At 71.6% G+C, this 24,339-nt stretch carries 19 protein-coding genes and 1 pseudogene; 9 read left to right on the forward strand and 11 right to left on the reverse strand.

Annotation, left to right across the window (positions count from 1 at the left end; genetic code table 11):
- Positions 1–245 precede the first annotated feature (245 nt).
- The 8 genes from ABZX96_RS35945 to ABZX96_RS35980 all read right to left on the reverse strand — a co-directional run bounded on the left by ABZX96_RS35945 (position 246) and on the right by ABZX96_RS35980 (position 7,275).
- Positions 246–464 carry a hypothetical protein gene (locus ABZX96_RS35945; RefSeq protein WP_355553136.1) on the reverse strand — a complete coding sequence of 73 codons (219 nt, stop codon included), beginning with the start codon at positions 462–464 and terminating at the stop codon, positions 246–248.
- 53 nt (positions 465–517) lie between these two features.
- A complete protein-coding gene (locus ABZX96_RS35950) occupies positions 518–790 on the reverse strand; it encodes a hypothetical protein (RefSeq protein WP_355553139.1) in 273 nt (90 codons plus the stop codon).
- 426 nt (positions 791–1,216) lie between these two features.
- Positions 1,217–1,450 (reverse strand): hypothetical protein, encoded by a 234-nt coding sequence (locus tag ABZX96_RS35955; protein WP_355553142.1) that lies wholly within the window; start codon positions 1,448–1,450, stop codon positions 1,217–1,219.
- 48 nt (positions 1,451–1,498) lie between these two features.
- Positions 1,499–1,771: a hypothetical protein gene (locus tag ABZX96_RS35960; protein ID WP_355553145.1), complete on the reverse strand. Its 273-nt coding sequence runs from the start codon at positions 1,769–1,771 to the stop codon at positions 1,499–1,501.
- Positions 1,772–2,293: 522 nt separating this feature from the next.
- On the reverse strand, positions 2,294–2,800 hold the full coding sequence (locus ABZX96_RS35965) for a hypothetical protein (RefSeq protein WP_355553148.1): 507 nt from the start codon (positions 2,798–2,800) through the stop codon (positions 2,294–2,296).
- Between the two features lie 359 nt (positions 2,801–3,159).
- Entirely contained in the window at positions 3,160–4,443 is a 1,284-nt protein-coding gene (locus tag ABZX96_RS35970; protein ID WP_355553151.1) for a cytochrome P450, read from the reverse strand.
- Positions 4,444–4,634: 191 nt separating this feature from the next.
- On the reverse strand, positions 4,635–5,429 hold the full coding sequence (locus tag ABZX96_RS35975) for an alpha/beta fold hydrolase (protein ID WP_355553154.1): 795 nt from the start codon (positions 5,427–5,429) through the stop codon (positions 4,635–4,637).
- 151 nt (positions 5,430–5,580) lie between these two features.
- Complete coding sequence (locus tag ABZX96_RS35980) at positions 5,581–7,275, reverse strand: GMC family oxidoreductase (protein ID WP_355553157.1); 1,695 nt, start codon at positions 7,273–7,275, stop codon at positions 5,581–5,583.
- A 34-nt stretch (positions 7,276–7,309) separates the two neighbouring features.
- On the opposite strand from ABZX96_RS35980, the gene ABZX96_RS35985 reads away from it, so the two are divergent.
- The 8 genes from ABZX96_RS35985 to ABZX96_RS36020 all read left to right on the forward strand — a co-directional run bounded on the left by ABZX96_RS35985 (position 7,310) and on the right by ABZX96_RS36020 (position 18,100).
- Entirely contained in the window at positions 7,310–8,467 is a 1,158-nt protein-coding gene (locus ABZX96_RS35985; RefSeq protein ID WP_355553160.1) for an NAD(P)-dependent alcohol dehydrogenase, read from the forward strand.
- A 2-nt stretch (positions 8,468–8,469) separates the two neighbouring features.
- Entirely contained in the window at positions 8,470–9,480 is a 1,011-nt protein-coding gene (locus ABZX96_RS35990; RefSeq protein ID WP_355553163.1) for an acyltransferase domain-containing protein, read from the forward strand.
- Positions 9,456–9,707, forward strand: a complete 252-nt coding sequence (locus tag ABZX96_RS35995; RefSeq protein WP_355553166.1) for an acyl carrier protein — start codon at positions 9,456–9,458, stop codon at positions 9,705–9,707. Before ABZX96_RS35990 ends, ABZX96_RS35995 begins: the two co-directional genes overlap by 25 nt.
- The gene (locus tag ABZX96_RS36000; RefSeq protein ID WP_355553169.1) at positions 9,704–12,055 is read left to right on the forward strand and encodes a beta-ketoacyl synthase N-terminal-like domain-containing protein; all 2,352 of its coding nucleotides are present in this window, start codon (positions 9,704–9,706) and stop codon (positions 12,053–12,055) included. The genes ABZX96_RS35995 and ABZX96_RS36000 overlap by 4 nt, the downstream gene beginning before the upstream one ends.
- Before the next feature lie 2 nt (positions 12,056–12,057).
- Positions 12,058–14,442, forward strand: coding sequence for an SDR family oxidoreductase (locus ABZX96_RS36005; protein WP_355553172.1), 2,385 nt, complete (start codon positions 12,058–12,060; stop codon positions 14,440–14,442).
- 99 nt (positions 14,443–14,541) lie between these two features.
- Positions 14,542–14,976, forward strand: a complete 435-nt coding sequence (locus ABZX96_RS36010) for a hypothetical protein (protein ID WP_355553175.1) — start codon at positions 14,542–14,544, stop codon at positions 14,974–14,976.
- Positions 14,977–14,995: 19 nt separating this feature from the next.
- The gene (locus ABZX96_RS36015) at positions 14,996–16,363 is read left to right on the forward strand and encodes a wax ester/triacylglycerol synthase domain-containing protein (protein ID WP_355553178.1); all 1,368 of its coding nucleotides are present in this window, start codon (positions 14,996–14,998) and stop codon (positions 16,361–16,363) included.
- Positions 16,364–16,570: 207 nt separating this feature from the next.
- Positions 16,571–18,100, forward strand: a complete 1,530-nt coding sequence (locus ABZX96_RS36020; protein ID WP_355553181.1) for an AarF/UbiB family protein — start codon at positions 16,571–16,573, stop codon at positions 18,098–18,100.
- Positions 18,101–18,678: 578 nt separating this feature from the next.
- Here ABZX96_RS36020 and ABZX96_RS36025 read toward each other — a convergent pair.
- Positions 18,679–20,058 (reverse strand): hypothetical protein, encoded by a 1,380-nt coding sequence (locus tag ABZX96_RS36025; protein ID WP_355553183.1) that lies wholly within the window; start codon positions 20,056–20,058, stop codon positions 18,679–18,681.
- Positions 20,059–20,594: 536 nt separating this feature from the next.
- Positions 20,595–20,821, reverse strand: a pseudogene (locus ABZX96_RS36030) (ISAzo13 family transposase); the annotation flags it as partial.
- A gap of 151 nt (positions 20,822–20,972) precedes the next feature.
- Between ABZX96_RS36030 and ABZX96_RS36035 the strand changes: the two are divergent.
- Positions 20,973–22,928 (forward strand): TIGR04222 domain-containing membrane protein, encoded by a 1,956-nt coding sequence (locus ABZX96_RS36035; protein WP_355553186.1) that lies wholly within the window; start codon positions 20,973–20,975, stop codon positions 22,926–22,928.
- 44 nt (positions 22,929–22,972) lie between these two features.
- On the opposite strand, the gene ABZX96_RS36040 is transcribed toward ABZX96_RS36035, so the two are convergent.
- Positions 22,973–23,890: a DUF4231 domain-containing protein gene (locus ABZX96_RS36040; RefSeq protein ID WP_355553189.1), complete on the reverse strand. Its 918-nt coding sequence runs from the start codon at positions 23,888–23,890 to the stop codon at positions 22,973–22,975.
- Positions 23,891–24,339 lie beyond the last annotated feature (449 nt).

Raw genomic sequence — 24,339 nt, forward strand, 5'->3', positions numbered from 1 at the left:
CGGGCGATGATCGCCCGGCCCGGCCGGAACACCGCTGCGGCCTGTCAGGGACAGCGGTGCGCATGGGTATCGCCGCTCACGAGCGGCTGGTCGCCCGTCAGGTGGGCCCACCTTGCCGCCGGGCAACTCGCCCACGTTCGGGGAGGTGCGGGCGCGTCGCCGGACACGGTCCCGGGTGCGTCCGGCAGACGGCCGGTCCCGAGTGGCGAGGCGAGGCACCAGTCTGTGTACGACTGCGGGACGACTCAGCCAACGACAGGGTCGACGACTTGGCTGGCGGACGTAGCCACCGAGTCGGCCACACCGTCGAAGTCCGGGCCGACGGCGTGGGCGGCAGTGGCGCTGAGGCAGGCGGCGAGGCCGGTGGCGCCCAGGACGCCGAGCCGCACGAGCCACCTGCCGCTGCCGCTGGTGGTGGCGCGGGGGGCGGAGGCGGGTTCGTGGGTGGTGGGGGTCTGCTGCATGAGGTGCCTTTCCATGTCCTGTGGTGGTGGGGTTGTGGTGAGTGGCGAGGTCGTCAGGTGACGTTGATCAGGCCGAGGAGCCAGGTCTCGGACGGGTGGTCAGCCTTGTCCACCGCGTTGCACTGCCGGGCGTTGTGACCCTGGTTGTCGTAGTTGGTGGCCGGGGACAGGAGGGCGGCGGGCCCGTAGCTGCTGTTACGGCAGTCGATCTTGGGCTTGGACTCGTGGTGGTTGTCGCTGCCACCCGCCGAAGCGGTACCTGCCGCACCGGCCACCGCCGCCAGACTCAGCGCCGCAACGGCCGCCGCACGGATCTTCCGGTTCATCACGCTCTCCTTTGATCGGATGAGTAATACGTCCGGAGTAACGCCATCCGCTAAGCGGAAGGCACGCCTCCGCTGGGTGAAACCGCAGGTCACAGGCTTGACTGGCCATTGAATGCTTCCGGCATATGCCCATGACAGGCGCAGGACCAGCAGGCGGCACAAGCCTGCGCTGCCGCCCGGAACAGGACGCCAACGCCGTGATTCCACACGAAAGCCGGGCCGGGCGATGGTCGCCCGGCCCGGCCGGAACACCGCTGCGGCCTGTCAGGGACAGCGGTGCGTCTGTGTGTCGCCACTCATGAGCGGCCGGTCACCCGTCAGATGGGCCCGGGTTGCCGCCGGGCCTTCGCCCGCGCCCGGGGGCGGGCGTGTCGCGGGTCATGAACCGTGGTGCCGCATCTGGGAAATGACCGGTCCCCGGGCTGACTACTCCAGCAACTCCGCGATGGCGTAAAGGAGGTCGTCCGCCCCACCCGCGATTTTGGAGGATGTCTGATTGATGCCCAAGCTGTCGATGGGGGAGGCGTGGGCGGTGGTGGCGCTGAGGCAGGCGGCGAGGCCGGTGGCGCCCAGGACGCCGAGCCGTACGAGCCACCTGCCGCTGCCGCTGGTGGTGCGGGGGGCGGAACCGGATTTCCGGGAGGTGGGGGACTGTTTCATGAGGTGCCTTGCCTTTCCATGACCTGTGGTGGTGGGTGGCGGGGGCGGTCAGGTGATGTTGGCCAGGCCGAGGAGCGCGGTCAGGGACTGGTGCTCGGACTTGTCCACCGCGTTGCACTGCCGGGTGTTGTCCTGGGGGCCGAAGTTGTAGGTCGGCGACAGCACGGCGGCGGGCCCGTAGCTGCTGTTACGGCAGTCGATCTTGGGGCTGAACTCGTGGTGGTTGTCGCTGCCGCCCGCCGAGGCGGTACCGGCCGCACCGGCCACGGCCGCCAGGCTCAGCGTCGCCACGGCCGCCGCACTGCGAATCTTGCGGTTCATCACGCTCTCCTTTGATCGGATGAGTAATACGTCCGGAGTAACGGGCACCGCTAAGCGGAAGGCACGCCTCCGCAGGGTGAAACCGCAGGTCAGAGCCTTGACCTGCCGCAGTGTGCCGCCGGCATGTGACGGGGACAGATAGGGACCAGCAGGCGGGGCACTCCTTCCGTTCCACCGCTCGGGGGCTCTCGACAGGGCACGGCCACACGGTTCCCGCAGGACGGGCGCCGGGACACAGCTTGCTGGTGCTCAGGAAGCCGAGCGAGGTCAGGCCTTCGACCTGGCAGAGCCGGGAAGAGCCGGTCGGATCGCGAAGAGGCACTCATCACCACCGGTGGAAGAAGGGCCGACACCCGCACCCGCTACCGTCATGCGGATCCCGCACGAACCCGACAAGCAGGCCGCCACAGTGGCGAACACGCGATGGTGCCACCGTCCTGCCCCTCCCCCGTACACGAGCGCTGGTGCCTGGAGGTACGGGCGACGCCCGAGCGAGGTCGCGTTGCCGTGCGACCTTTTGCCTCAGGAGAGCGTCGGTGCGGGCGCTGGGAGGGAGACGGCACGGGTGCGGCCGATGCCCCGCGCAGAGCGCAGGTCCGGCCCGTGCTCGGCTCGGCGGCGCGTCCAAGACGCGGCGACGGCGGCCTCGTTCGCGTCGTCCAGGCCGGCCGCGGCGGCCAGGCGCCGGGCGTGGTCCCAGGTGAAGTCCGCGAAGGGGGCGTGCACCAGCGGCAGGTGGACCCAGGGCGCGGTGATCCAGCCGCCGGTGGTGCGGACGAAGACGCGGGAGAGATCGCAGGGGCCGTAGTGCACCTCCCGCAGGCCCCGCTTGGCCGCGTGGCCGGAGTGCTGCCGCCGCCACGGCCCGAGCTCGGCCGCGTCGCGGGTGCGGTGGCCGACACGGGTGCCGTGGTCGTCGATCGCTCGCCGGGCCACCGGCAGCAGCTCCGGGTAGTCCTCCTCGCGCAGGACCGGCGGCAGGTAGCCGACCGCCGCGACCAGGGAGGCGTATCTGTCGTTCGGCGACATCGCCTTCCCCGGACGGAACGGGGCGCGGAGGGCGCCGTGCGGCCTCACCTGCCGCCCGGGCGGTAGCCACTGCTCCGGTTAGGTCCTGGAGTTCGGGCATCGTTGTCGCCCTGCTCGATTCCCCTTTCCGGGGAGCAGAGATCGATGTGCCAACGGACGAGGCCGGGAGGGGTCGGCCCGCATCTGTACGGCTATGGGCTGCCACACTCCGCCGGGCCTTGGATTACGGCCATCCGGATCCCCGCGCGGAGGCGGCGGCTTGTGTGTGGGTCCGGATGACGGCCTCCGCCTCGTAGCCGGCGGAGAGCGGATCACGGCATTCCGCCGCCAGTGGCGAGGGCAGGAGGGGCCTGCCCTGCCTACCCACCGTCCCGGGTGAAGCGCAAGGAGGTGTGGTCGGCCGTGCGCGGCAGAGGCCGCTCGGGCCCGAGGGAGTGGCGCGTATGCAGCCGCCACTCCCGGCTCAGGAGCGACGACAGCAGGGTGGCGCTGGTGAACAGCACGATGTGCCGGCCGGCGCATGCGGCGGGACCGCGGCTGAAGGGCGCGATCGACCAGTCGGCCTCGGCCCGGCCGTCCAGCCATACCGCCGGTTCGAAGCGGTCGGCGTAGGACAGGTTCTTCTCGTCGCGGTGGAAGAAGGAGCTGTAGAACACCACGGCGCTGCCGGCGGGGAGGGTCCAGCCGCCGGGCCACTGTGTGTCGGCCGTGCTGTCGCGGAGGATCGCCAGGGATGTGGGCCACAACCGCTGCGACTCCAGTACGCACGCCCGCATGTACGGCTCGTCGGTGAGGGCCCTGGCCTTGTGGTCGGGGTGGCGGGCCAGCAGGCCGAGTGCGAGGTAGGCGCCGATGGGGGCGGCGTCGAACGCGAAGAACCAGTGCTGCATCTGTGCCACGGGGTCGGTGGCCGCCGTCCGCGGGGTGTGGGCGACGGCCCTGGCGAGGCTTCCCGGTTCGGCCCGGTCGACGTACCGCTGTGTACGGGCGAACAGTTCCCGGCGCAGGGCGTGGCGTCGGGGGCCGAGCACGAACAGGTTGCCGTCGGTGCGGAGCCGGTCGCGGATCTCGGTGATCCGTTCGTCGTTCGCGGCCGTGTCGCCCAGGACGATCCGGCGGACGATGCGCTGGTAGGCGTCGTGGAACCGCGGCCAGGTGAGCTCCTTCGCGGCCAGCAGCGGCTGGGCCTCCTCCTGAATCGCCGTCCGGAAGGACGCGCACATCCGGTGTTCGGTTGCCGGGAAATCGAGGGCTTCCTCGTTGAAGCGGCGGCGCTCGGGCCGCTCGGCGCCTCGGGTCAGCAGTACCGATCCCGGCTCGAAGGGCCCCAGGGCATACAGCTTTTCCCTGCTCGCCGTCGTGAACGAGGTGCCGGTCTCTTCGAGGACACGGCGGGCGTCCGCCGCCTTGAGCAGCAGCAGGACGCGCCGGCCGAACACGTTGAGCAGCACCGGCTCCTGTCCGTGGCGCTGACGCAAGTGGTCGAAGACCCGGCAGGCCCAGGCGTTGGTGTCCAGTCGGGCGGCCACCCGCACCCCCCACCGGCGGCGGATGACCGGACCCTGCAAGAGGTTGGGGCCCAGGGCCAGCGCCCCGAGCCGGACCAGATCGAACCAACCGGCACGTGCGGGCCCGACAGACATGGCTCCCCCTTCGACAAGGCGCGGGGGCCTTGTTGCAGCGGCTTCCGGACGGAGGTGGTGATATCGCTACCCTCGGTGACCGGGTCTCATCCACACGGTGAACCGGTATCTCTTGCGACGGCCCCCGCCTCAGGGGCGGTGACATCGCGGAAGCGGAGGCCTGTGGAGCTGCCGCCAAAGCGGGCGCCGCGCTACCGGAGGAAGGGCGTCAGGACCCTGAGGACCCTGTCCGGTGCCTCGGCGGGCAGCAGGTGGCCGCCTCCTGGCAGGAGGACGAGGCGGGCGTCGGGAAGACGCTGGAATGCCTTCCGCGCCTGCTGGGGCGGCAGTACCCGATCGTGGGTTCCCCAGATGACGAGGGTGGGCATCGTCAGCTTCCGCAAGGCGCCGAGGACCAGGTGCCTTTGACCGCACGGGCCGGTGATGTGTCGCTGGGTGCGCAGGGCCGTTGCCAGGGCCTGTGGTGAGGAGTCGGTTCGGGTCTGCGCGTGCCACCAGCTCGGCGGCAGGCACCACGGCCGGTCGGAGCCGAGTACGGACAGCCAGGTCACCAGCAGTTGGGGCCCCAAGGGCATGACGGGGAGGAGCGGGGAGAGGTCGCCGAGTGGCGTTGACGCTTTCAGGACGGACACGGGTTCGATGGCGCGCCCCATGCCGGTGGAACTGATCAGGGTCAGACGAGGTACCCGTGCCGGCCGTTGCCGTGCCATGTGGACGGCGATGGCGCCACCGAGGGAGTGGCCGACGACAGCCGCGCGGGGAATGCCGAGCGCCTTGAGGAAGTGCCACAGGAACCCGGCGGTGACGGTCGGCCACGGTCGTGCCAACGGTTCGCTTCTTCCATTGCCGGGCAGGTCGACGGCTATGGTCCGGTAGCGGGGGGCGAGCCCCCTCATCAGGCCGACCCAAGGGTCGGCGCTTGTTCCCTCGCCGTGCACCAGGAGGACGGGGCGGCCCTGTCCGGCCTGGAGGAAGTGCGTACGCACTCCGCGGACCCGTACCCAATGTGCCGTGACCCCCTGCCGCGGGGTGCCGTGCCTCACGGTGGTCCTCTCCGGGCGGGGCCGCCCGTGTGGTGAAGGTGCGCCGCTTGCCGGCGGGTGTCCGAGCGCTGAGCACAGCGTCGTGACCGGCTGTTCAGCGCAGCGTTTCGGCGAGGTGTTCCGCCGCCATGACGACGGTCAGGTTGAGGGGTGCCGACGGGGTGTCGGGGAAGATGGCGGCGTCGATCACGCGCAGGCCGCGGATGCCGTGGACCCGGCCGAGGGCGTCGACGACCGCCTGCGGATCGTCTTCCGCGCCCATGGGGGCGCTTGAGGTGGGGTGGTGGAACGTGCGCACCGATGCCTTGAGGTGAGCGCGCAGGTGGCGAGGGGACATGTCGGCGAGCCGTGGGTGAAAGCGCGATGCGATCGCCGCGCTGAGCGGCGGGGTGTGCGTCAGCCGGTCGGCGAGGCGAACGGCCTGAGCCATGCGTTCGCGATCCCGCTCGTCGCTCAGCCATCGGGGAGCGATGCGCGGGGCGACCGCGGGATGACGTGAAGGGAGAGTGATGGTGCCCAGGGAATGAGGGCGTGTGATGCCCACGATCAGCGTGAAGAGGGGAACGGGAACGGGCGCGACCGGCTGCATGATGCCGATGTGCGTGTCGAGTTCTCCGCTCGGTGCTGAGGGACTGGCCGTCCATATGGCCGCGGCTGCCACCGATTCGGCCCGGCCCGCGGTCCACGGCCATGCGAGGCACGGGAGGTAGAGGAGGGGGTGGTCGCGGTAGGCGGTACCGACGGGGAGGGCCTGGACGACCGGGATCTCCAGGTGGCGAAGATGTCGCGGCGGGCCGATACCGGAGCGCAGCAGGACCGCGGCACTGCCGTAGGTGCCGGCACTGAGGATGACTTCCGGAGCGCGCAGTGTGCGGCCGTCGGCGAGGAGAACGCCGGTGACTCGGCGTTTGTGGAGCAGGACGCGGTCGACGAGTGCGTGGCTCTTTATCCGCAGGCCCGGCCGTGCTCGCACATGAGCGGTCAGGTACGCCATCGCGGTGTTGACGCGTCTGCCATGGACGGCGTTGACGGGATAGCAGGCCGTTCCGCGGGGATTGCTGCCGTTGAAGTCGGCCGGGGGATATCCCCGTTCCCGTGCGGCGTCGAGGAAACACGCTTGGATATGGCTCAGTTCGCCGCGGCGCAATTGATGTACCGGGAGCGGGCCGCCGCGGCCCCGGTGTTCCATGCAGGGCGCGTCGGCTCGTTCCAGGCGTATGTAATCCGGCAGGACGTCCGTCCAGGACCAGCCGCGAATTCCTTTTCGTGACCACCGTTCGAAGTCGGCGGGCAAGGCGCGCATCGCGACCGTGCCGTTCATCGCCGAGGAGCCGCCGATCATCTTTCCGCGGGGCAGGTGAGTGCATTCCCCGTCGGCCGTATAGCCCCAGTCGTACCCGGTGGCACGACCGATAAACGCACTGGAGGCCACGGGGAAAGGGTAGGCGTCGGGCGGGAATACGGGTCCGGCTTCGACCAAGGTGACATTTCGGCTGCCTTTGTCGGACAGCCGGGCGGCGAGAACGGCACCGGCGCTGCCGCCGCCGACGATTACCACATCACTCTCACGAGCCGTCACAGAAGCCTCCTGCCGGTGAAAGGGGTCAGCCGATGGCGCGGCGATGCGGAATATGTCAGCGGTCCATATGGCCGGTAACAGGCGAGAACCGTGTACGTCGGCGGAGCGGGTTCCGGGGATTCGACGAGCCACCTGAAGTCTGTTACCCGGCACTTGACATGTCAATGAAGGCGGCTTCATGGTGACAAGGGCTCTGAGTTCTTGTCGCATCCGCCGTTTCCGCGGCGACCGGGCCGCGGAGCGTATGACTGCCGACGCGGACTCGAAGAATGCGCGCCCCCCGCACAAGGAGGATGTCATGCAGATCCGGGCGGCGGTGACCGCCGGTGCGGGCGAGCGGTTCGACATCCGCCGGCTGTATTTGGAACCCCCGGGAACCGGGGAAGTTCTCGTGCGGATGTCAGGGGTCGGAATATGCCATAGCGACCTGATCGTGCGGGACGCCTGGTATCCCGTTCCGCTGCCCGTGGTCCTCGGTCACGAGGGTGCCGGTGTGGTGGAAAAGGTTGGAGCGGGCGTGACGGAGGTTTCCGCGGGGGACCACGTCGTCCTCAGTTTTTCCTCTTGCGGAGGGTGTACGCAGTGCCGCGGAGGATCACCGGCGTACTGCGTGGAATTCGTGTCCCGCAATTTCGGATGCCGCCGGCCGGACGGGACCACCTCGTTGCGGTGCGGCGCCGACCCGGTACACGGCTTTTTCTTCGGGCAGTCGTCCTTTGCCACGCACGCGGTCGTTCCCGTGCAAAGCGTCGTGAAGGTCGCCGCCGATCTGCCGTTGCCGCTGCTGGGCCCGTTGGGATGTGGCGTGCAGACCGGGGCGGGCGCCGTGCTCAAGGCGCTGCGCTGCGAGGCCGGAAGCCGGATCGTGGTGTTCGGAGCGGGGACGGTGGGGTGCAGCGCCGTGATGGCGGCGGCGCTCGCCGGGTGCTCGGCCATTGTCGTGGTCGGCCGCAATCCGGCCCGTCTACGACTGGCCGAGGAGTTCGGCGCGACCCATGTGATCAGTGCGTCCGCGACCGGCGTGGCCACAGCCGTGCGCGCCGTTTCCGCAGGGCCGGGATTCGACTACAGCATCGAAGCCACCGGCGTCCCGGAACTGCTGCGCACGGCGGTCGACGTGCTCCACACGCGGGGGGTGTGCGGTGTGATCGGGGCCGCGCCGCCGGGGACCGAAGTCGCCCTGGAGATTTCCGGCTTGATGTTCGGCCGGTCGGTCCGGGGCATCGTGGAGGGAGACATGGTCCCCCAGATCGACATCCCCCTGCTCGCCGCCCTGCACGCGAACGGACGGCTGCCCTTCGACCGCATGGTCTCGACCTATCCGTTCGAGGCGATCAATGAGGCGGCCGAGGACATGACCAGCGGAAAGTGCACCAAACCGGTCCTGGTGTTCGAGGAGTGACGGTGCGCATCGCCTTGCTGTTCCCCGGCTTCGGCGCCTGGTATCCGGCCGCGTTCTCCCGGTGCGCCGAGGCCCGGGACCTGGCCGGGCCGGTCGTCGCCGAGGTCGACGCGGTGACGGCGGAATACCGTCTGCCGTCGGTGCGCGACGCGCTGCTGGCCGAGCCCGGGGGCACGGCCGGGATCGGCGAGCGAGGCTGCCGGGACACCCGAGCCCTGGAGATCCTCGCCGGCCAGGTCGTCTGCCACCGCCTCCTGCGGCGCCGGCTCGGGCAGGAGCTGGACACCGTCCTGTGCGGGCACAGCCTCGGCGAGTACGCGGCGCTGGTCGCGGCGGAGGGGCTCACCGTGCGGGACGCGGCACGCCTGCTGTGCGAACGCGTCACCGCGGTCCGCTCCGGTGCCGTGCCGCCCGGACGGATGCTGGCCGTGCCGCTCGGCCGTCACCAGGCGCGCCGGCTGCTGGCCGGTGAGCGCGATGTCGTCATCGCCGCGGTCAACGCGCCCGACCAGGTCGTGCTCTCGGGCCCGGCCGAGGCCGTCGACCGCGTCCGTCAGGCGGCACTGGCCATGGGGGTGGAGGCCGTGCGGTTGCGCGTGGACCCGTGCCCGCATCACCATCCGCTGCTCACCGCGGCCCGCCGCCGCTGCGCGGAGGCTTCCCGCCCGGTGCCCGCCCGGCCGCTCGGGCACCCGGTGTACGGACCGGTACTCGGCCGCCGCTACCTGCCGTGCGACGACCTGGCCGAGACGCTGGCCCTGCAGATGGTGCTTCCGGTGCACTTCGCGCAGGCGGTGCGGGACATGTACCAGGACGGCGCCCGGGTCTTCGTCGAATGCGGGCTCAAGCGCACCTTGTCCGGCCTGGTCGAGGCGAGCGCTCCCGGCGCGCGGACCATCGCCCCTTTCCACACGCGGATCACCGGCGAGCGCCTGCGCGAGGCGTCCGCGGCGATCCGGGAAGCAGTCTCAACAGCGGGAGGACCGGCGTGTCCCTTGACCGTGACCAGCTGATCGACGAACTGAAGGCGCTGTACGCGCAGGTGCTGGAATACCCGCCGGAGGTCGTCACCGACGACATCGACCTGGAGGCGGAGCTGGGGGTCGACTCGCTCCAGCACCAGCTGGTGCTGGCACGGGTGGCCGAGCGCCGGCGGCTGACGCTTCCGCCCGAGGCGGAGATGCCCTCCCCGCTGACGCCCGCCGCGGTCGCCGACGCGCTCATCCGCCCCTCGTCATGACGGTCCGCCGGTCCACGGGTGGGGTGGTGGCCGTCGTCGGGGCGGGTCTGGCCGTTCCCGGAGCCGGTTCGCCGGAGGAGCTGTGGCATCTGGTCCGGCGCGGCCGGCCGGTCTTCCGCGAACCGTCCGCCCGCTTCGCCTTGGAGGATTTCTGGGCGCCCGATCCCGCGGCCGAGGACCGGACGTACGGCCGGGTGTTCGGGGAGCTGACGGCCTTCGCGCCGCACCCGCGGCTGGAGGCGCGGTGGTCAGATCCCGGGCAGGGCGATCTGCAGGCCGGCTGGCTCCGGCACAGCGTCCTGCAGGCCCTGGACCAGGCGCACACGCCCGAGGACCGCCGGCACGCCCTCTTCCTGGCCGCGACCACCGAGGCCGGCCACGAGTGGGACACCGCGCTCGCCACCGACCTGGCGGCCACGGGAATCGCCCGCCGGCTGCCGGGCGACCACGAAACCGTCCGGGCTCGCGTGCGGGCCGGGCTCGCGGCAGCCGATCCCAGCGCCGCCCGGCCCCACGGCCACTACCGGCCGCACGCGATGGCTCACCGGGCGGTACGGGGCATCGTCCCGGACGGCACCCCGGTCCTCCTCGTCGACAACATCTGCCCCGCCGGCCTGTACGCCGTCGACCTGGGCGTCCGGCACCTGCTGGCCGGGGAGACGGAGGTGGCGATCTGCGGCGGGGTGACCTCCCACGGGCCGCTGCGGCAGGTGTACTTCGCGAAGATGGGCGCCCTGTCGCCCAGCGGACGGGTCACGGCCTTCGACGCCCACGCCGACGGGACGGCTTTCTCCGACGGCGCCGCCGTGGTGGTCCTCAAGCTCCTGGAAGACGCCCGCCGCGACGGCGACACGGTCCAAGGGGTCCTGGCCGGCTTCGGCGGCGCGTCCGACGGCAGCGGCAAGGCGATCTTCGCCCCGCGCTCGGAGGGCCAGGTCGCGGCCATGCGCCGGGCCCTCGCCGTCAACGGCCTGGACCCCGCCCACGTCCGGTGGGTCGTGGCGCACGGCACGGCGACGGTGACCGGCGACGCCGTCGAGGCCCGCTCCCTGGCCGCCGCGCACCCGCACGGGATCGACGTCACCTCCGACAAGCCCGTCGTCGGGCACACCGGCATGGCCTGCGGGGTGGTCTCGCTGATCCAGCTCCTCAACGGGCTGCGCCGCGAGGCCGTGCCCGCCCAGCGGCGCTTCACCACCCCGCAGCGCACCACCCCGCCCGCCGTCCGCGTACGCCCCCGCGAGCACCCGCTGCCGCCGCCCGCGCTCCCCCTGTCGGAGACAGGGCCCGTCCGGCGCCTCGCCGGAGCGTTCGCCTGCGGGCTCGGCGGCATCAACGGCCACCTGCTCGTCCAGCACCCCGACGACCCGGCCGACGGGCTGGTCTCCGGCGCGCCCCTGACGGAGGACGAGATCGTCCTGGTCGGGTGGGACACCCACCTGCCCGGCGCACCGACCCGGCAAGAGGTGCTCGGCAATCTGCGCGACGGGCGCCCACCGTCCCCACAGCGGTCCTTCCCGGACCCCTATCCCGTGCCGCCCTTCCAGCGCACCCACGTGGCCCCGAGGATCGCCGGCCAGGTCGACCGGCTGCAACTGATGGCCCTGGAACTGGTCCACGACGTCCTGCGCGGCCCCGCCTTCGCCGAGCGGGGACTGCGGGAGCGCACCGGGGTCTTCGGAGCCCACCACGGACCCACCCACCTGGCCGCCGACTCCGTGCTCCGGTGCTTCCGCACCCAGTTGACGCGGCGCACGGCCGGCGGCGGATACGACCGGGCCCGCGCCGCGTTCTTCACCGAGCACGCCGGGCGCTCGGCGCCGATCGGCCCCTACACCCTGGCCGGCCGCATGCCCAGCGTCGCCCTCGGCTGGATCGCCAACCGCCATGACCTGCACGGCCCGACCATGATGCTCGACTCCGGCCGGTCCTCCGCGCTCGCCGCCGTCCACGTCGCCGCCCACCACCTGCGGACCGCCGACCTGGACCTGGCCCTGGTGCTCGGCTGCAGCACCGGCCCGAGACGACTGCTCTCCCGTTCCCTGGGCGTCGCCCCCTCCGAGCTCGCCGAAGGGCTCTTCCTGCTGCTGCTCGCGCGGCACGGCACCGCACGGCGCGCGGGCTGGCCACGCATCGCCACGCTGCGGACCAGCCTGACGCCGCCCCCGCAGGCCCCGCCCGCCGCCGACCCGCCCCGGCCTACCTACGCGGCGGCCGACGGCGTCATCGCCGTCCTGCGGGCCGCCCTCGGCACCTCGCCGGGCCCGCACCTGATCACCTGCGGCGGGGACGGTCCGGTGGTCACCGTGGAACGGCGGCCCGCCACCGCGGACCCCGGAGGCGGCTGATCATGGAACGCCATCTCGCCGTCCTCCTGCCGTCCCCCCAACGCCGTACCCGGCCCGGGACCGCTTCCCTCGCCCCGGGCACGCTGGTCCTCACCGACGACGCCGCCATCGCCGCTCACCTGGCCGCCACGCCCCTGCCCTCCCCCACGCTCGTGGCATGCACCACGGCCGCCGGGCCCGGCGTCCTCCACCTGCCGCGCGCCGAGGAGAACGTCATCGGCACGCTGTGGGACGGCTACCACGGGCACCGGCCGCTCCAGCACGTCCGCGCGCTCACCGACCTGCGCGCCGCCCCCTGGCCGCAGGCCCCGGCGCCCTCCCTGCTGACGCTTCAGGAACTGTTCTTCCTGGCCGCCCGGCACCTGGCCCGCCACCGAACCGACGGCTCCTCGCTGGCGGCCCTGATCCTCGATCCCCTCACCCACGGCCTGCCCCACCCGCACGCGGCCCTGCTCACCGGCCTCGTCAAGAACGCCTCCTGGGAACTGCCGGAGACCCGCGCCCATGCCGCCGTCACCGACACCCCGCACCTGCGGACGGCGCTGGACGAACTCCACCACGAATCGTGCCTGTCCGGCGGCCTGCCGGTCGGGTACTACCGCGCGGGGCGACGCGGCGCCGAACACCTCGTACCGGCTCCCCTCACCGAGCGGCGGCGCCGCGCCGCGGTCACCGACGGCAGTGTGATCGTGGCGGCGGGCGGGGCCCGCGGCATCACCGCGACCGCGTTGCGCGGCCTGACCGCCACCGCCCGCCCGGAGATATGGCTCCTGGGCAGCACCCCGGTCGATGCCCTCGCCCACCAGGTACGGGCACTGGGTTCCACCGGGCGCGTCGCCTACATACGCCAGTGCCTGGCGGACACGCCCGGGCTCGCGGTCACCGAGGCCGGCGCCCAATGGGACCGTCTGCGCCGCGCCCGGCAGGCCCTGCGCACCCTGGACGCGCTGCGCCGCCGCTGCGGTGACACCCGCGTGCACTACCTGACCTGCGACGTGACCGACCCCGCTGCGGTACGGACGGCCGCCGACCGGATCCGCCGCGCCGGCGGCCGGATCGACCTGCTGATCCACGCCGCCGGCATCGGCCGCGCCCGCGCGCTGCCCGCCAAGACCCTCACCGCCTTCCGCGCGGTACGGGGCGTCAAGGTGGACGGCTACCACCACCTCAAAGCCGCGTTCGGCGACCCCGCCCCGGCGGCGTGGTGCACCTTCAGCTCCATCGCCGGCGTGCTCGGCCTGCCCGGTGAGTGCGACTACGGACCGGCCAACGACACCCTCGACGCCGCGGCCCGTTACGAAACGATGCGCGGACACGACGAACGGGCGATCGCCTGGACCATGTGGGGCGAGTCGGGTCTGGGGCCGCGCTCCGGATTCACCGACCTCACCCGGCGCAACGGGCGCCTGAGCCTGATCGGCGACGCCGAGGGACAACGGCTGTTCACCACCGAACTCGCCGCGCCACCCGAACTCGCGCACACCGTGCCGGTCCACCTCGGCCCGCCGGAACACCACACCCTCGGCTCCCACTGCCCCGGCCTCACACCGGCCGCGCCCGCCTTCGCCTTCCTCACGGCACCGGTCCGGTTCGTCCCCACCGAACCCGCCTGCGCCACCTGGCACCTCGACCTGCGCCCCTACCCGTACCTGCTGGGGCACCGGCGGAACGGCCGCGCCCTGCTGCCCGGCGCCCTCGCCATCGAACTCGCCGTCGAAGCCGCCCAGCGCCTCGTGCCGGGCGGAACAGCGACCGAAATCGCCGATGTCCGCTTCCGGGCGCCCATCGCGGTGGCTCCCCGTGACACGCGGTACGAGCTGCACGCCACCCACTACCGAGACCGGCACACGGTACACGTCGAGATCCGCGGTACGGCCCGGCCACCGGCACCGGACAGGCCGCGGCCCGCCCTTCACTACGCCGCCGACGTCATCCTCCGGGACCATCCCGCACGGCACCGGCCGCCACCACCCCGCACGGCGGCGTCCGGTGCCCTTCGTCCCCATCGGGGCGCCGCCGCCCGCCTGTCCCCGCCGTTCGACGGCGCCGGCCGGCCTCGTACGGGCCCGGACGGGTCGCACGCCCGGTGCCGCCTGGACCTCACCGGCCAGGACATCCCGCACTTCTCCCGGATGGCGACCTGCTGGCTCGTCATCGACGCGACGCTGCAGACGGCGGCCTTCCTCGCACCCGGGCGCCTGGCGACCCCCCGCGCCATCGGCACGGTCCGCCTGCCCGGCGCCCCCGCCAACGACCACGCGCTCGCCACCGGCGGAACGGAGATCACGTGCACCGTCTCCCCGGACCGCCGCCAGGCCCGGGCCACCGCGACCGCCGCGAACCGGAGGACAGCGCTCGTACTGATCGAAGACCTGGAACTGGCCTGAGTCCTCCGGCCTCCGGAACCCGCTCACACCACGACCACCACGCGAAACGCACGGCACCGACAAGAACGCACGGCATCGACAAGGAGGAACCCGGTGTACATGACCGCAGGGTTCGGCCACGCCATGGCCGACATGCTGGAAGGCGTCCAGGAGGTCGTCGGCGAGGTGCTCGGCGGCCACGGCGGGCACCACGGAACGAAGTGCCACCGCCGCGCCGAGCGGTCCGACGACTGGCGCGAGGACACGCGGTGGGACGACGACGAGTGCGGCTGCCCGGATTCCTGGCGCGACGACAGCGACGACGACCAGGAATGCCGTCCGTGCGACAGGCGGGAACACTGCCGGCACCACCCGTGCCGCTGCCACGGCCACCGGCCGCGGTGCGGCTGCAGGCCGCCCAGGCGCTGCCGGTGCCACTCCTGCTGTGACGACCGGTGCTGCCGCGAACGCTGCCGGTGCGGGGACGGTCACGGCCACCCCCACGGCGGCGGGAGGCACCACCGGGACACCGAGCCCTGCGGGGAATGCGACTAGGCGGCTGAGGAGGTTCCCCATGGCCGCGGACACCGGCAGCCGGCTCACCCGGAGCGCCCCCGGGCCGGACGAGATGAGTGCCAAGGACAACATGGTCTGGCGCCTGGAATCGGGGCGGCGGGCCCGGCCCATCATCGTCGTCGTCATCGTCTTCGACGACGACGTGTCCTGGGAGGCGTTCACCGCGTGGCACGAAAGCCTCTGTTCCGTGATGCCGCGCCTGCGCAGCAGGGTGGCTCACGGCCGCGGCCTCGGGGGAAGGCCCCACTGGATTCCGGACGAGGACTTCTCCCTCGCCCACCACCTGCAGCGGGTTCGGGTGGGTGGCAAGGGAACACGCCGGGACGTCTTCGACACCGCCGAGCTCCTGGCCGAGATCCCCTTCCCCCAGGGCCGGTCGCCCTGGAACGGGTATCTCGTCTCCGGCCTGGAAGGCGGCGGATCCGCCTACGTGCTCAAGATCTCCCACAGCGTCGCCGACGGCATCCGGCTGCGGGAGACCTTCCTGCGGCAGGTCGCCACGGCGACCGCGCCACAGGAGGCCACGACCTCCGCTGCCCTCGACCCGTGGCAGGTCGTCAGCCCGATGCCCCCGACCGGCCCCGGCACGCCGCGGACCGCACCACCCGCCCCTTCGTCCCCTCCCGGTCGCCGTCTGGCGAAGGCCGCGCGCTTCCTGGGGCAGGCCGCCGCCGACATGCTCGACCTCCCGCACCCCGTCCCCCCGGCGGGCGGCCAGTTCCGACGGCGCTTCTTCACCACGACCGTGCCCCTTACGACAGTCAAGCGCCTCGCGACCGCTTCCGGCGGCACCGTGCACGATGCGCTCGTCGCCGCCGTCGTGGAAGGCTGCCGCCGCTACAACGCCCACCACGGCGTGCGGCGCCGCCGCACGCGGGTGTTCTCCCCCTACGGCCGTCCGCCGCGGGCAACGGCGCACGACCCGCGGCGCCAGGGCAACCACTGGTTCATCGTCCGGTTCGCGGTGCGGTCCGCACTGCCCGGCGTGCCCGACCGCATCCGCGCCGTCCGCCAGGCCGTCCGCGACGGCTACGACCGTGATGCCGCCGACTGGATGGGGGCTATGGCCCGGCTGTGCCCCCTGCTGCCCCGGCGCCTGTTCGAGGCCGTCTTCCTGCGGCTGTGCGCCACGCACGACTTCGTCGTGAGCAACATGCCGGGCCCGGCGTCCGCGGCGTCGATCGGCGGCCATCCCGTCGCCGAGGTCTTCGCCATCGCCCCCACCCTCGGCTCGGCCGTCACCGTCACCTTGATGTCGTACCGGGGCACCTGCCACATCACCGTCAACATCGATTCCACCGTGATCCCCGACGCCGACCTCGCGGCGCGGCACATATGCCGGTCCATCGAGGAACTCGCCGACTAGGCGGGCTGCCGGTACGGCCCCGGGCGCTGCGAGCACGGTCGGCACCGCCCCGCCGCCTCCCTCCCCGGGCCGGCGGTACCGGCGACCCCAGGAGGCATCCGACCGGGTCCTTCAGACGGTCCCGGGCCGCCCGGCCCTTCGCCGCCCCACCGGCCCGCCGTCACGCGAACGCCGGGAAGGCCGAACGATGACCAGGTGGTGCAGCCGGTGAACCTCGCACGCACCCGCCTGCTGGCCCGGATCGCCTTCCACCTCGTCCACACGTCCGCCAGGCGGGAACCTCCCGGCCTGCCCGGGGAGGGGGAGGGCGACGGCACGGCCGAAGAGGCGGCCCGCGCCGTCACCGTCCGGGAGGCGTTCGAAGCGCTGGGCCCGCTGTACATGAAGGTCGGCCAGGTCCTCTCCACCCGCCCCGACATCGTCGCCGCGCCGATCGCGAGAGAACTGCAACACCTCCACGACCGCGCCTGCGTCCTGCCCTTCCGCGCGCTGGAACCCGTGCTCGCCGAAAGCCTCGGCCCCCACTGGCGCCGCCGCTTCCGGCGCTTCGACACCGCGCGCCCTCTCGGCGCCGCTTCCCTGGCCCAGGTCTACGAGGCCACCCTGACCAACGGACGCCGCGTGGCCGTCAAGATCCAGCGGCCCGGCATCCGCCCCCTGGTGGCACAGGACATGAAGACGCTGCGCCGCCTGGCACACTTCTTCGCCCAACGAGCCCCGGCCCTGAACGCCACCATCGACATCGAGGCCATGCTCGGTGTCATCTTCGACGCGATGCGCCCCGAACTCGACTTCACCATCGAGGCCCGCAACATGGAACGGGCCCGGGCCGCCGCCCGCCACTTCGAACTCATCGCCGTTCCGAAACCGATGGACGCCACCCCCACCGTCCTCATCCAAAGCCTCGCCCCCGGCACGAGCATCCGGGACGCCGACCCGGCGGAATTCGCACCGGGTGAACGCCGGGCCATCGGACGCCAGCTCCTGGCCTTCATGTTCCACGGCTATTTCACCGACATGACCTTCCACGCCGATCCTCACCCGGGCAACATCTTCGTCGCTCCCGGCCGTCCCGCCACCGTCATCGACTGGGGAATGGTCGGACACATCGACCGCCGGCAAAGCATGTCCTTGATGCTCGGCCTGCTCAGCCTCTCCCAGAACGACGGCCACGCGCTCGCCAAAGCCTGGGTGGAAATGGGCAAGGTCACCCCGTGGGCCGACATCTCCGCGTTCACCCAGGACATGGCGGCCCTCGTACCCAAGGTCACCTCGGCCTCGCTGGCGGAACTCAACTACGGCGCCGCCCTCAGCTCCGTCCTGGCCAGCTCCACCCGCCGCGGTATACAGACCAGCCCCATGATTTCCATCCTGGGCAAATCCTTCTCCCACGCCGAAGGCTCGGTACGGTACCTGGCACCCGAAATATCCGTCACCGACGTGTTCCGCAGGGAAATCCGCAAAATCATCGGTGCGTACCTGCGCGAGGCGTCATCAGAACAGCAAGTCGCGCGCACGGTGATGGAAACACTCATCAGCAGCCTGTCCACACCCGGCGAGCTCCGCGGGATCATACGCGACATCTCCAACCAGGAACTGACCATCCAAGTCGCCCAGGCCAGCAAACAGCGCCTTTCACCACTCGAAGACCGGGCCGACGCCCGCACACGCCGACTCCTCCAAGCCGCGGCACTCGCCGCCCTCGCCTGGCGGGCGACGAGCCGGCGCCGGACGTGAACGGCACCCCGGAAAAGGCCGCGGAAAGGGCACGCCTCCCCGGTGCCGACGGGAAGACGAGGGGTGCGGTGCATATGCGTGCCCGCCGCTTGTCGCCCCCGGTGGTACGGAGCCGTCCCGGTGCCGCTGCCGGGCCGGTGGTCACCAGGGGCGTACGCAGTGGCCGGCAGCCGCGGCTGTGCCGGGATACCGCGCACTGCCGATCGGCCGGGCGGCGATGCGCGGGCCCGAACGCGGGGCCGGCCACCGGGTCCACGCCGTCCACCAGGGCTCCTGACGCGCCGTGGCGCGGGCCGACCACTCCTCGGGGTCGGCGGGCAGGGAACCTGGCCGGTGCGGTAGCCGGCCTTGCGGCGTGGCGGGCTGATGAGGCTTCCCACATGCCCGGAGGGGACCAAATGGAGGCGGTGTCGCCGCCGAGCAGCAGGGCGCTGGCTCGTCAGGCTCCAGGGTGGACAAAGGACTCGTTCCGGTGGCCTCTTCCCGCCTGCTCCAACGGGAGCGGGGCACCAGCCGTGCGCGGCACCATGGCACGTCCTCTGCTTCGCCGGGGTTCCCGTGGGGTGGCGGTTCCACCGCTACAGGCGCGAGTCGATCCAATCGCGTACGTCACGGCGGAGGAGCAGCATGGCGGCCACGGGCATGCACAAAACGATCAGCACCAGCAGGCTCAAGGCGACGAACACCCACCTGGCGTAGGAGGGAAGCTTCGTCAGCACGAATGCCAGCAGGAAGACGGGGACGAAGACGCCTTGGATGCGGGCCATCATGATGGCGTAGGGCCCGCCGCGCCACACCCGGTACCCGCATACGGCCACCAGGGCCACCCACAACCACATCGGCCAGGCCGTGGCCAGTTCGAGGACGTCGTCGTAGCCGGAGGTGAACACCTCACCGGGAGCATCGGGGCCCGCATCCCCATGAGCGCCGGAAGGGCCGATGGAGGCCTCGCGGAGGGCGGCGTTGAGGGCATCGAAGAGGAGGACGGTGAGGACGGGCAACGCGAGGGGGGTCAGCCAGAACGCGGTGATCAACGGCACGCCGAGCTTCACCGCCCACGGGCGCGGTGTCGTGGGTGTGACCCGCCTCGGCACACCCGCCCGCCGGTAGACCGTCCGCAGGGCGCGTGGCAGCGCTCTCTGGGTGCGACGCGCGAGCCCGATCAGCGGGAATCTGCCGTCCAGCATCTCCCAGTGCGGCGTCCAGTCACCGTCGAACCAGATGGCGGCACGGACGTAGCGCCCCCGCAGGAGGCGGTGCCGCATGCGCGCCGGCGGGTAGTCCGGCAGGCCTTTGGGGAAACGGTCTCCCAACGACTGCCGGAACCGACCGTATTGGTTGCGGTCACGGCTGACGAGGAGGACCAGGCGGGTGGGATCGTCGCGGCCCACCACCTGATCGACTTCCCAGACCAGGCCCTGCCCCGCCCCGGTGACCAGCAGGACCAGCGCGGCGCGATCGAGAGCGGCGAGCACCTCGGCCCGCCAGGTCTCGTCCGAGGCGTAACTGCGCTCGGCGCCGAGCCGCGGCAGCCGGTCGGATGGGCGCCCGAGCGCGACCATCCGGCCGAACGGTGCGACCGCTCGGCCGATTTGGTCCTCCTCGGTGCGCAGGTGGGCGGGCGTCGGCAGCAATGACGTGAACAGCAGGCGGAACCACCGCAGTGCGGCCACCCGGGAGAACCCGGTGTCGTCGGAGAACGCCCGGAGGAACAACACGACCCGCTCGTCGGCGGGGAGGCCCTGGAGGCCGGCCAGGACGGGCGTCAGATGCTGTCGTCCCCGCAGTACCCCCCAGACCCCGGCCACCACCAGGACCGCCCCGGCTGCCAGCAGCCCCCACCCTTGCCAGGCCGTCGCGCTCCCGAAGCGGATCCCCAGGCACCCGCTGCCCAGCGTCAGCGCGACCCACCCCAGGGCACTCAACCGCCGCCCCAGTAGTGGAGATTGCTCGATCACGGCCGCCTGGCGGGGCGGACGGCTTGTGCGGGACAGTGTCCTACCCTCAGTGCGACGTGATTCCGGCATCTCACTCCATACGAAACGGTCGGCGCGCGCTGTCCTTGTGACGGTAGTGCCGAGCAAATCCTTCTGCGGGACTTCAGGTGAATCAACGGTGCGGGGATACGGGAGCGCCAAAGCGTGTGGTCGCAGGCGGCCGACCATGCCGGCGGCGATCAGGCGGGCCAGCACCGTCGCCTCGTGCTGGGCGTGTCGAGGGCTCGTGCCGGCACCGCTGCCGCGCAGGTCATGGCGTGAAGGGACGAGGGCGGCAAAGCCCTGGCGTTCCTGACGGCCGTCGCGGTGGTGGCGCTCGTGCCGCTGGACACCCGGAGGACGTGGACTACTGGTACGTCTGCCCGGTTTCGGGGGGAAGCGCCGGGCCGGGGCGAGGCCAGGTCGCGAACCCGGCCGGCCTCTGCCCTCACGCTGCCTGAGCTCAAGGGCAGGTGGAGTTACGCCGCGCGCGATCCCTCCCAAGGGCTTGCAGTTCATCAGCATGGCGTCTTGATCTTGCTGTTGCGGTCGCTGCTCAGGGCGTTGACCCGGTCTTGGAGAGTCGCGAGGACGGCGGGTGGAGTGGTCGCCGGTGGGACGCTGGTGCCATGGGCGTCGAGCAGTCTCCTGATCTTCAGCAGGGTGTGCTGGCGGTGCGGCTGCTGCCGAAGAGCACGGCAAGGGGTTCCGCGACCAGGTTGCCGCGCAGGTGCAGCAGCGAGGACTGCCCCGGCCCCTGTGGTGGAGGCAGGGTGAACGACCCCGGACCTCAAGATTCCCGACGGAGTCGCTCAATCAGAGAGCACGTGTGCCGAGCCATTGCTCGGCGTCCCAGGCGTGGAAGGGCGCCGGGCCCCCGCTCATATGGTGAGGGTGTGGAAGACGACAACTCCGCGCTTCTCGAAACCGCGGACTTACGCTATCTGGCCCTGTGCGCCGTTCTTCTCCTCGCCGCCGCCCTGGTCCGCGCGATCGTGTACGTGGCGTCGCGGCCTTGGAGGGCCGCCGCTCCCGCGCCGTGTTCCCTCAGCCATTACGACGTGGCGCTGCTGACAGGTGGATTCGAGCGCGTCGTCGCCTCGGCGATCGCGGGCCTGGCCGATGCGGGGGCCGTTGCCTTCCACCCGGGCGCCGTCTGCGAGATCCGCCCGAAACCGCCGGCCCGGCCGCTTCAGGACCCCGTCCAGGAGCAGGTGCTTGTCCTGCTCCCCGGCCATCCGAACGGGCGTCGGCTGGCGAAGGCCTTCCGCCGCACCGCCACCGCCGCCGACCTGCGAAGCAAGCTGGTGTCCTCGGGAATCGTGCTGCCGCGCCGGTGGGGGTCCGTTTTCGGCGGATGGTTCTCCGGTGCTTTGTTCCTCATCGCCATGTCGGCCACGGTCGTCGTGCAGTGGGGGGAGGTGCCGATGGACAAGTTCAGTGGCCTGCTGTTGCTCGAACTGATGATGTGCGCGGTGTCGGTGCTGCTGTGCGGCAGATATTTGCCGCTGACGCTGTCGCGCACAGGGACCGCGCTGGTCACGAGACTTGAGCAGGTGGGGAGCGAGCCATCGGCCGACCGGACCGGGTACCCGCGGCGCGGCGTCCCGGATGGGCCCGATCGCGCCGAGGGCCGGTGCCTCGGACCCGGATGGGCCGACTCTGCCGCGGGGAGGGTGGCCCTCAGGGGCTGGGACGAGTACCGCGACCGATGGGGGCAGCCCGTCCCGCTGCGGTTCTGGAAGTGGGTGCCCGACAACGTCAGCCGGACGCCCGCGGAACACCGGCGCCGTGGTCTGCTCTACCGAGCCCTGGGCATGGTGTGCGGGGCACTCGCGATCCCGGGTGCCGTGATGGCCTTCACCGGGGCAGGCTGGCTCGGTGGTGGGTTCTGGCTGCTCTTCGCCTCGGCCGGAGCCCGTTGCGCGGTACTGGCCAGGAAGCACCTTGCGGCGGGCAGGCGCGGTCCACACCGCGCGACGCAGGCCCCCGGCTTCGGCGTCCCCTACTCCCCCCACCCGGGCGCCGCGTACCCTCGCCGCCCCAGCGTTTTGTACCTGCGGTCGTTCGCGCACCACGACACCCGTCTCGAACGAACCGCGCCATGGCAGAACGTCAAGTCCGCGCTGTTCGGCTCCCGCGCCTCCTACATCGAGGAACTCACCCGCATATTTGGGTATTTCGGCCCGCCCATCGCGATCGGGAATCCAGGCGCGGGGTTGCCCGGCTTGGGCCCTGCCCAGTTCTTCATCCCCCCGGACCCCGACCACGACAGGTCCGGTGGGCAACTCGAACGCTGGCAGGCCGAAGTGCTCCGGCTCATGGACGACTCTGTGCTCGTGGTGATCGCGGCAGGGCTTGGCGAGGGCCTGCTGTGGGAATTCCGGCAGGCGGCGTTACGCGTGCCCCCGCACCGGCTGGTCGTCATCGTGCCGCTCGATGACGAGGAATACGCCTTGTTCCGGGAACATACCGGCGCCTACTTCCGCGGCGGCCTGCCCGCCGACACCCGCGAGCCCGACAGCCGGGGAGAGATCGACCATGCGTTGCTCTACTTCGAGCACGACTGGACGCCCCGTTTCGCGGGATTCGCGGAGCACCCGGTGATCCAGCTGCACCTCGGCCGTATGGCAATGCGCCTCAGCACACGGAGATACCGAAACCGGGTCGCCCACGCCGTGTATCCGGTCTTCCGTGCCAACAACGTGCGCTGGCCGGGAATCGAGATTCCCGTTCCTTTCGGACGAGCCAGCCGGCAGAAGCTGCTCCCGGGCCTGTCCCTGGGCCGCGCCGTACTCGTTCTCGTGCTGGGCGGCCCTCTGATCGCCTGGGGCTTGGGGTGGCTGCTGTAGTCGCGCCGCCCCCTGTGCCGCCGGCCGGGGCGGACGCGGTGCCGTCACTCGTGCCGCTGCTCCCGTGCCCGCAGCCGCCGGGCGCCCCACATGGTGTGCTCCCGGCTGATCGCCTGCTCCGCGGAGACCACGTACTGGGCGAAGTCCTCCTCGCTGACGACGTCCTCCCCCTCCCCCTCGACGAGCAGCAGCTCCGTGGAGGTCAGCGCGTAGGCGCTGGCGAGGTTGTCGTACTGCTTCACCTCCAGCCAGGCCCCGCCCGCCGCGACCAGAACGGCCAGCAGACCGCCCGGATCGAAAGCCGTGACGTTCAGCAGGAGAAGCAGGGCCCCGAATACGCCGAGGAGTTCCAGACCCAGCAACGACAGCCGCCAGCGTTGCGACCGCTCCGCGTTGAACCTGGCCTTTCGCGCGTACCACACGCGCTGATCCTCGATGCGCCCGCGCTTGTACGCGGTGACGCGTACGGACAGCGGAGCTTGGCGCAGCTCCCGCATCCCGGTGCTGATCTGGGCCGGCGACTCCGATCCCGGTACGACGCCTTCGGGCAGCGTGTCGAGGACCGACCGGATCTTGCGGCGGAACAGCACCGCTGCCTCGTCGTCCCCGGCATCGTGGAACGGCTGGGCTCGCATGGCGTACTTCCAGGCCAGGGACTTCAGAGACTCGGCCACGGCGCGCCCCTGGTACCACGTCTCCTCCGGACGGGTGCGCAGCAAAAGGATTTCGGCCGCCAGGGCGATGATGAACGCCATGAGGGAGGCGGCGTCCAGTCCGTCATCCACCAGCTCGGGAAGACCGTCGTTCAGACCGATGGCCCCGCAGAGGGCCGCCGCCACCGTCGCCCACAGCCGGACCCTCGTCAACCGCAGGTAACTCGCCTGGCCTGCCAGGGACGTTCTGTCCGCCAACTGCTGAAGCCCCGGAAGGTCCGCGTCCGACAGCCCCCGCTCAACGTCCACCCTGTTCGCCCCTCCACCGAAGATCAGCAGACTCTACGGACCACCGGACGGTGCCGACAAGACTGCCGGGCCACGTGCGCCATGTGGCAGCCCGGCTCGGGGCGGACAGCTTCTCGTGTGTTCCTCAAGCGCTGCGGCGTAGGGCATCCCGCCGTTCGGCACTGGACACCGGCCACTTCCCGAGTGGCGCACCAGCGCCGCAGCCCCGAGCCCGCAGGAGGGCCTCACCGGGAAGCGGTTCAAGATCCGGGCCATTCACGGACCACCTTCCCTCGATCTGCCCGCACATCGCCGTTCTAGCTGGTCAGTTCATGTGCGCCCCCTGTACCACCAGCACACGAAGAACATTCTTTGTTCCTATAGACCAAAGAAACTCGGGTTCTTCTAGAGCCCGGAGTCGGGTTGTTCTCTCCGTCCAAGCCGGAGGTGAGCCGTGCACCTACCCACGT

Origin of the sequence: Streptomyces sp. NPDC003077 (assembly GCF_040611095.1) — a bacterium.
Classification (GTDB): domain Bacteria; phylum Actinomycetota; class Actinomycetes; order Streptomycetales; family Streptomycetaceae; genus Streptomyces.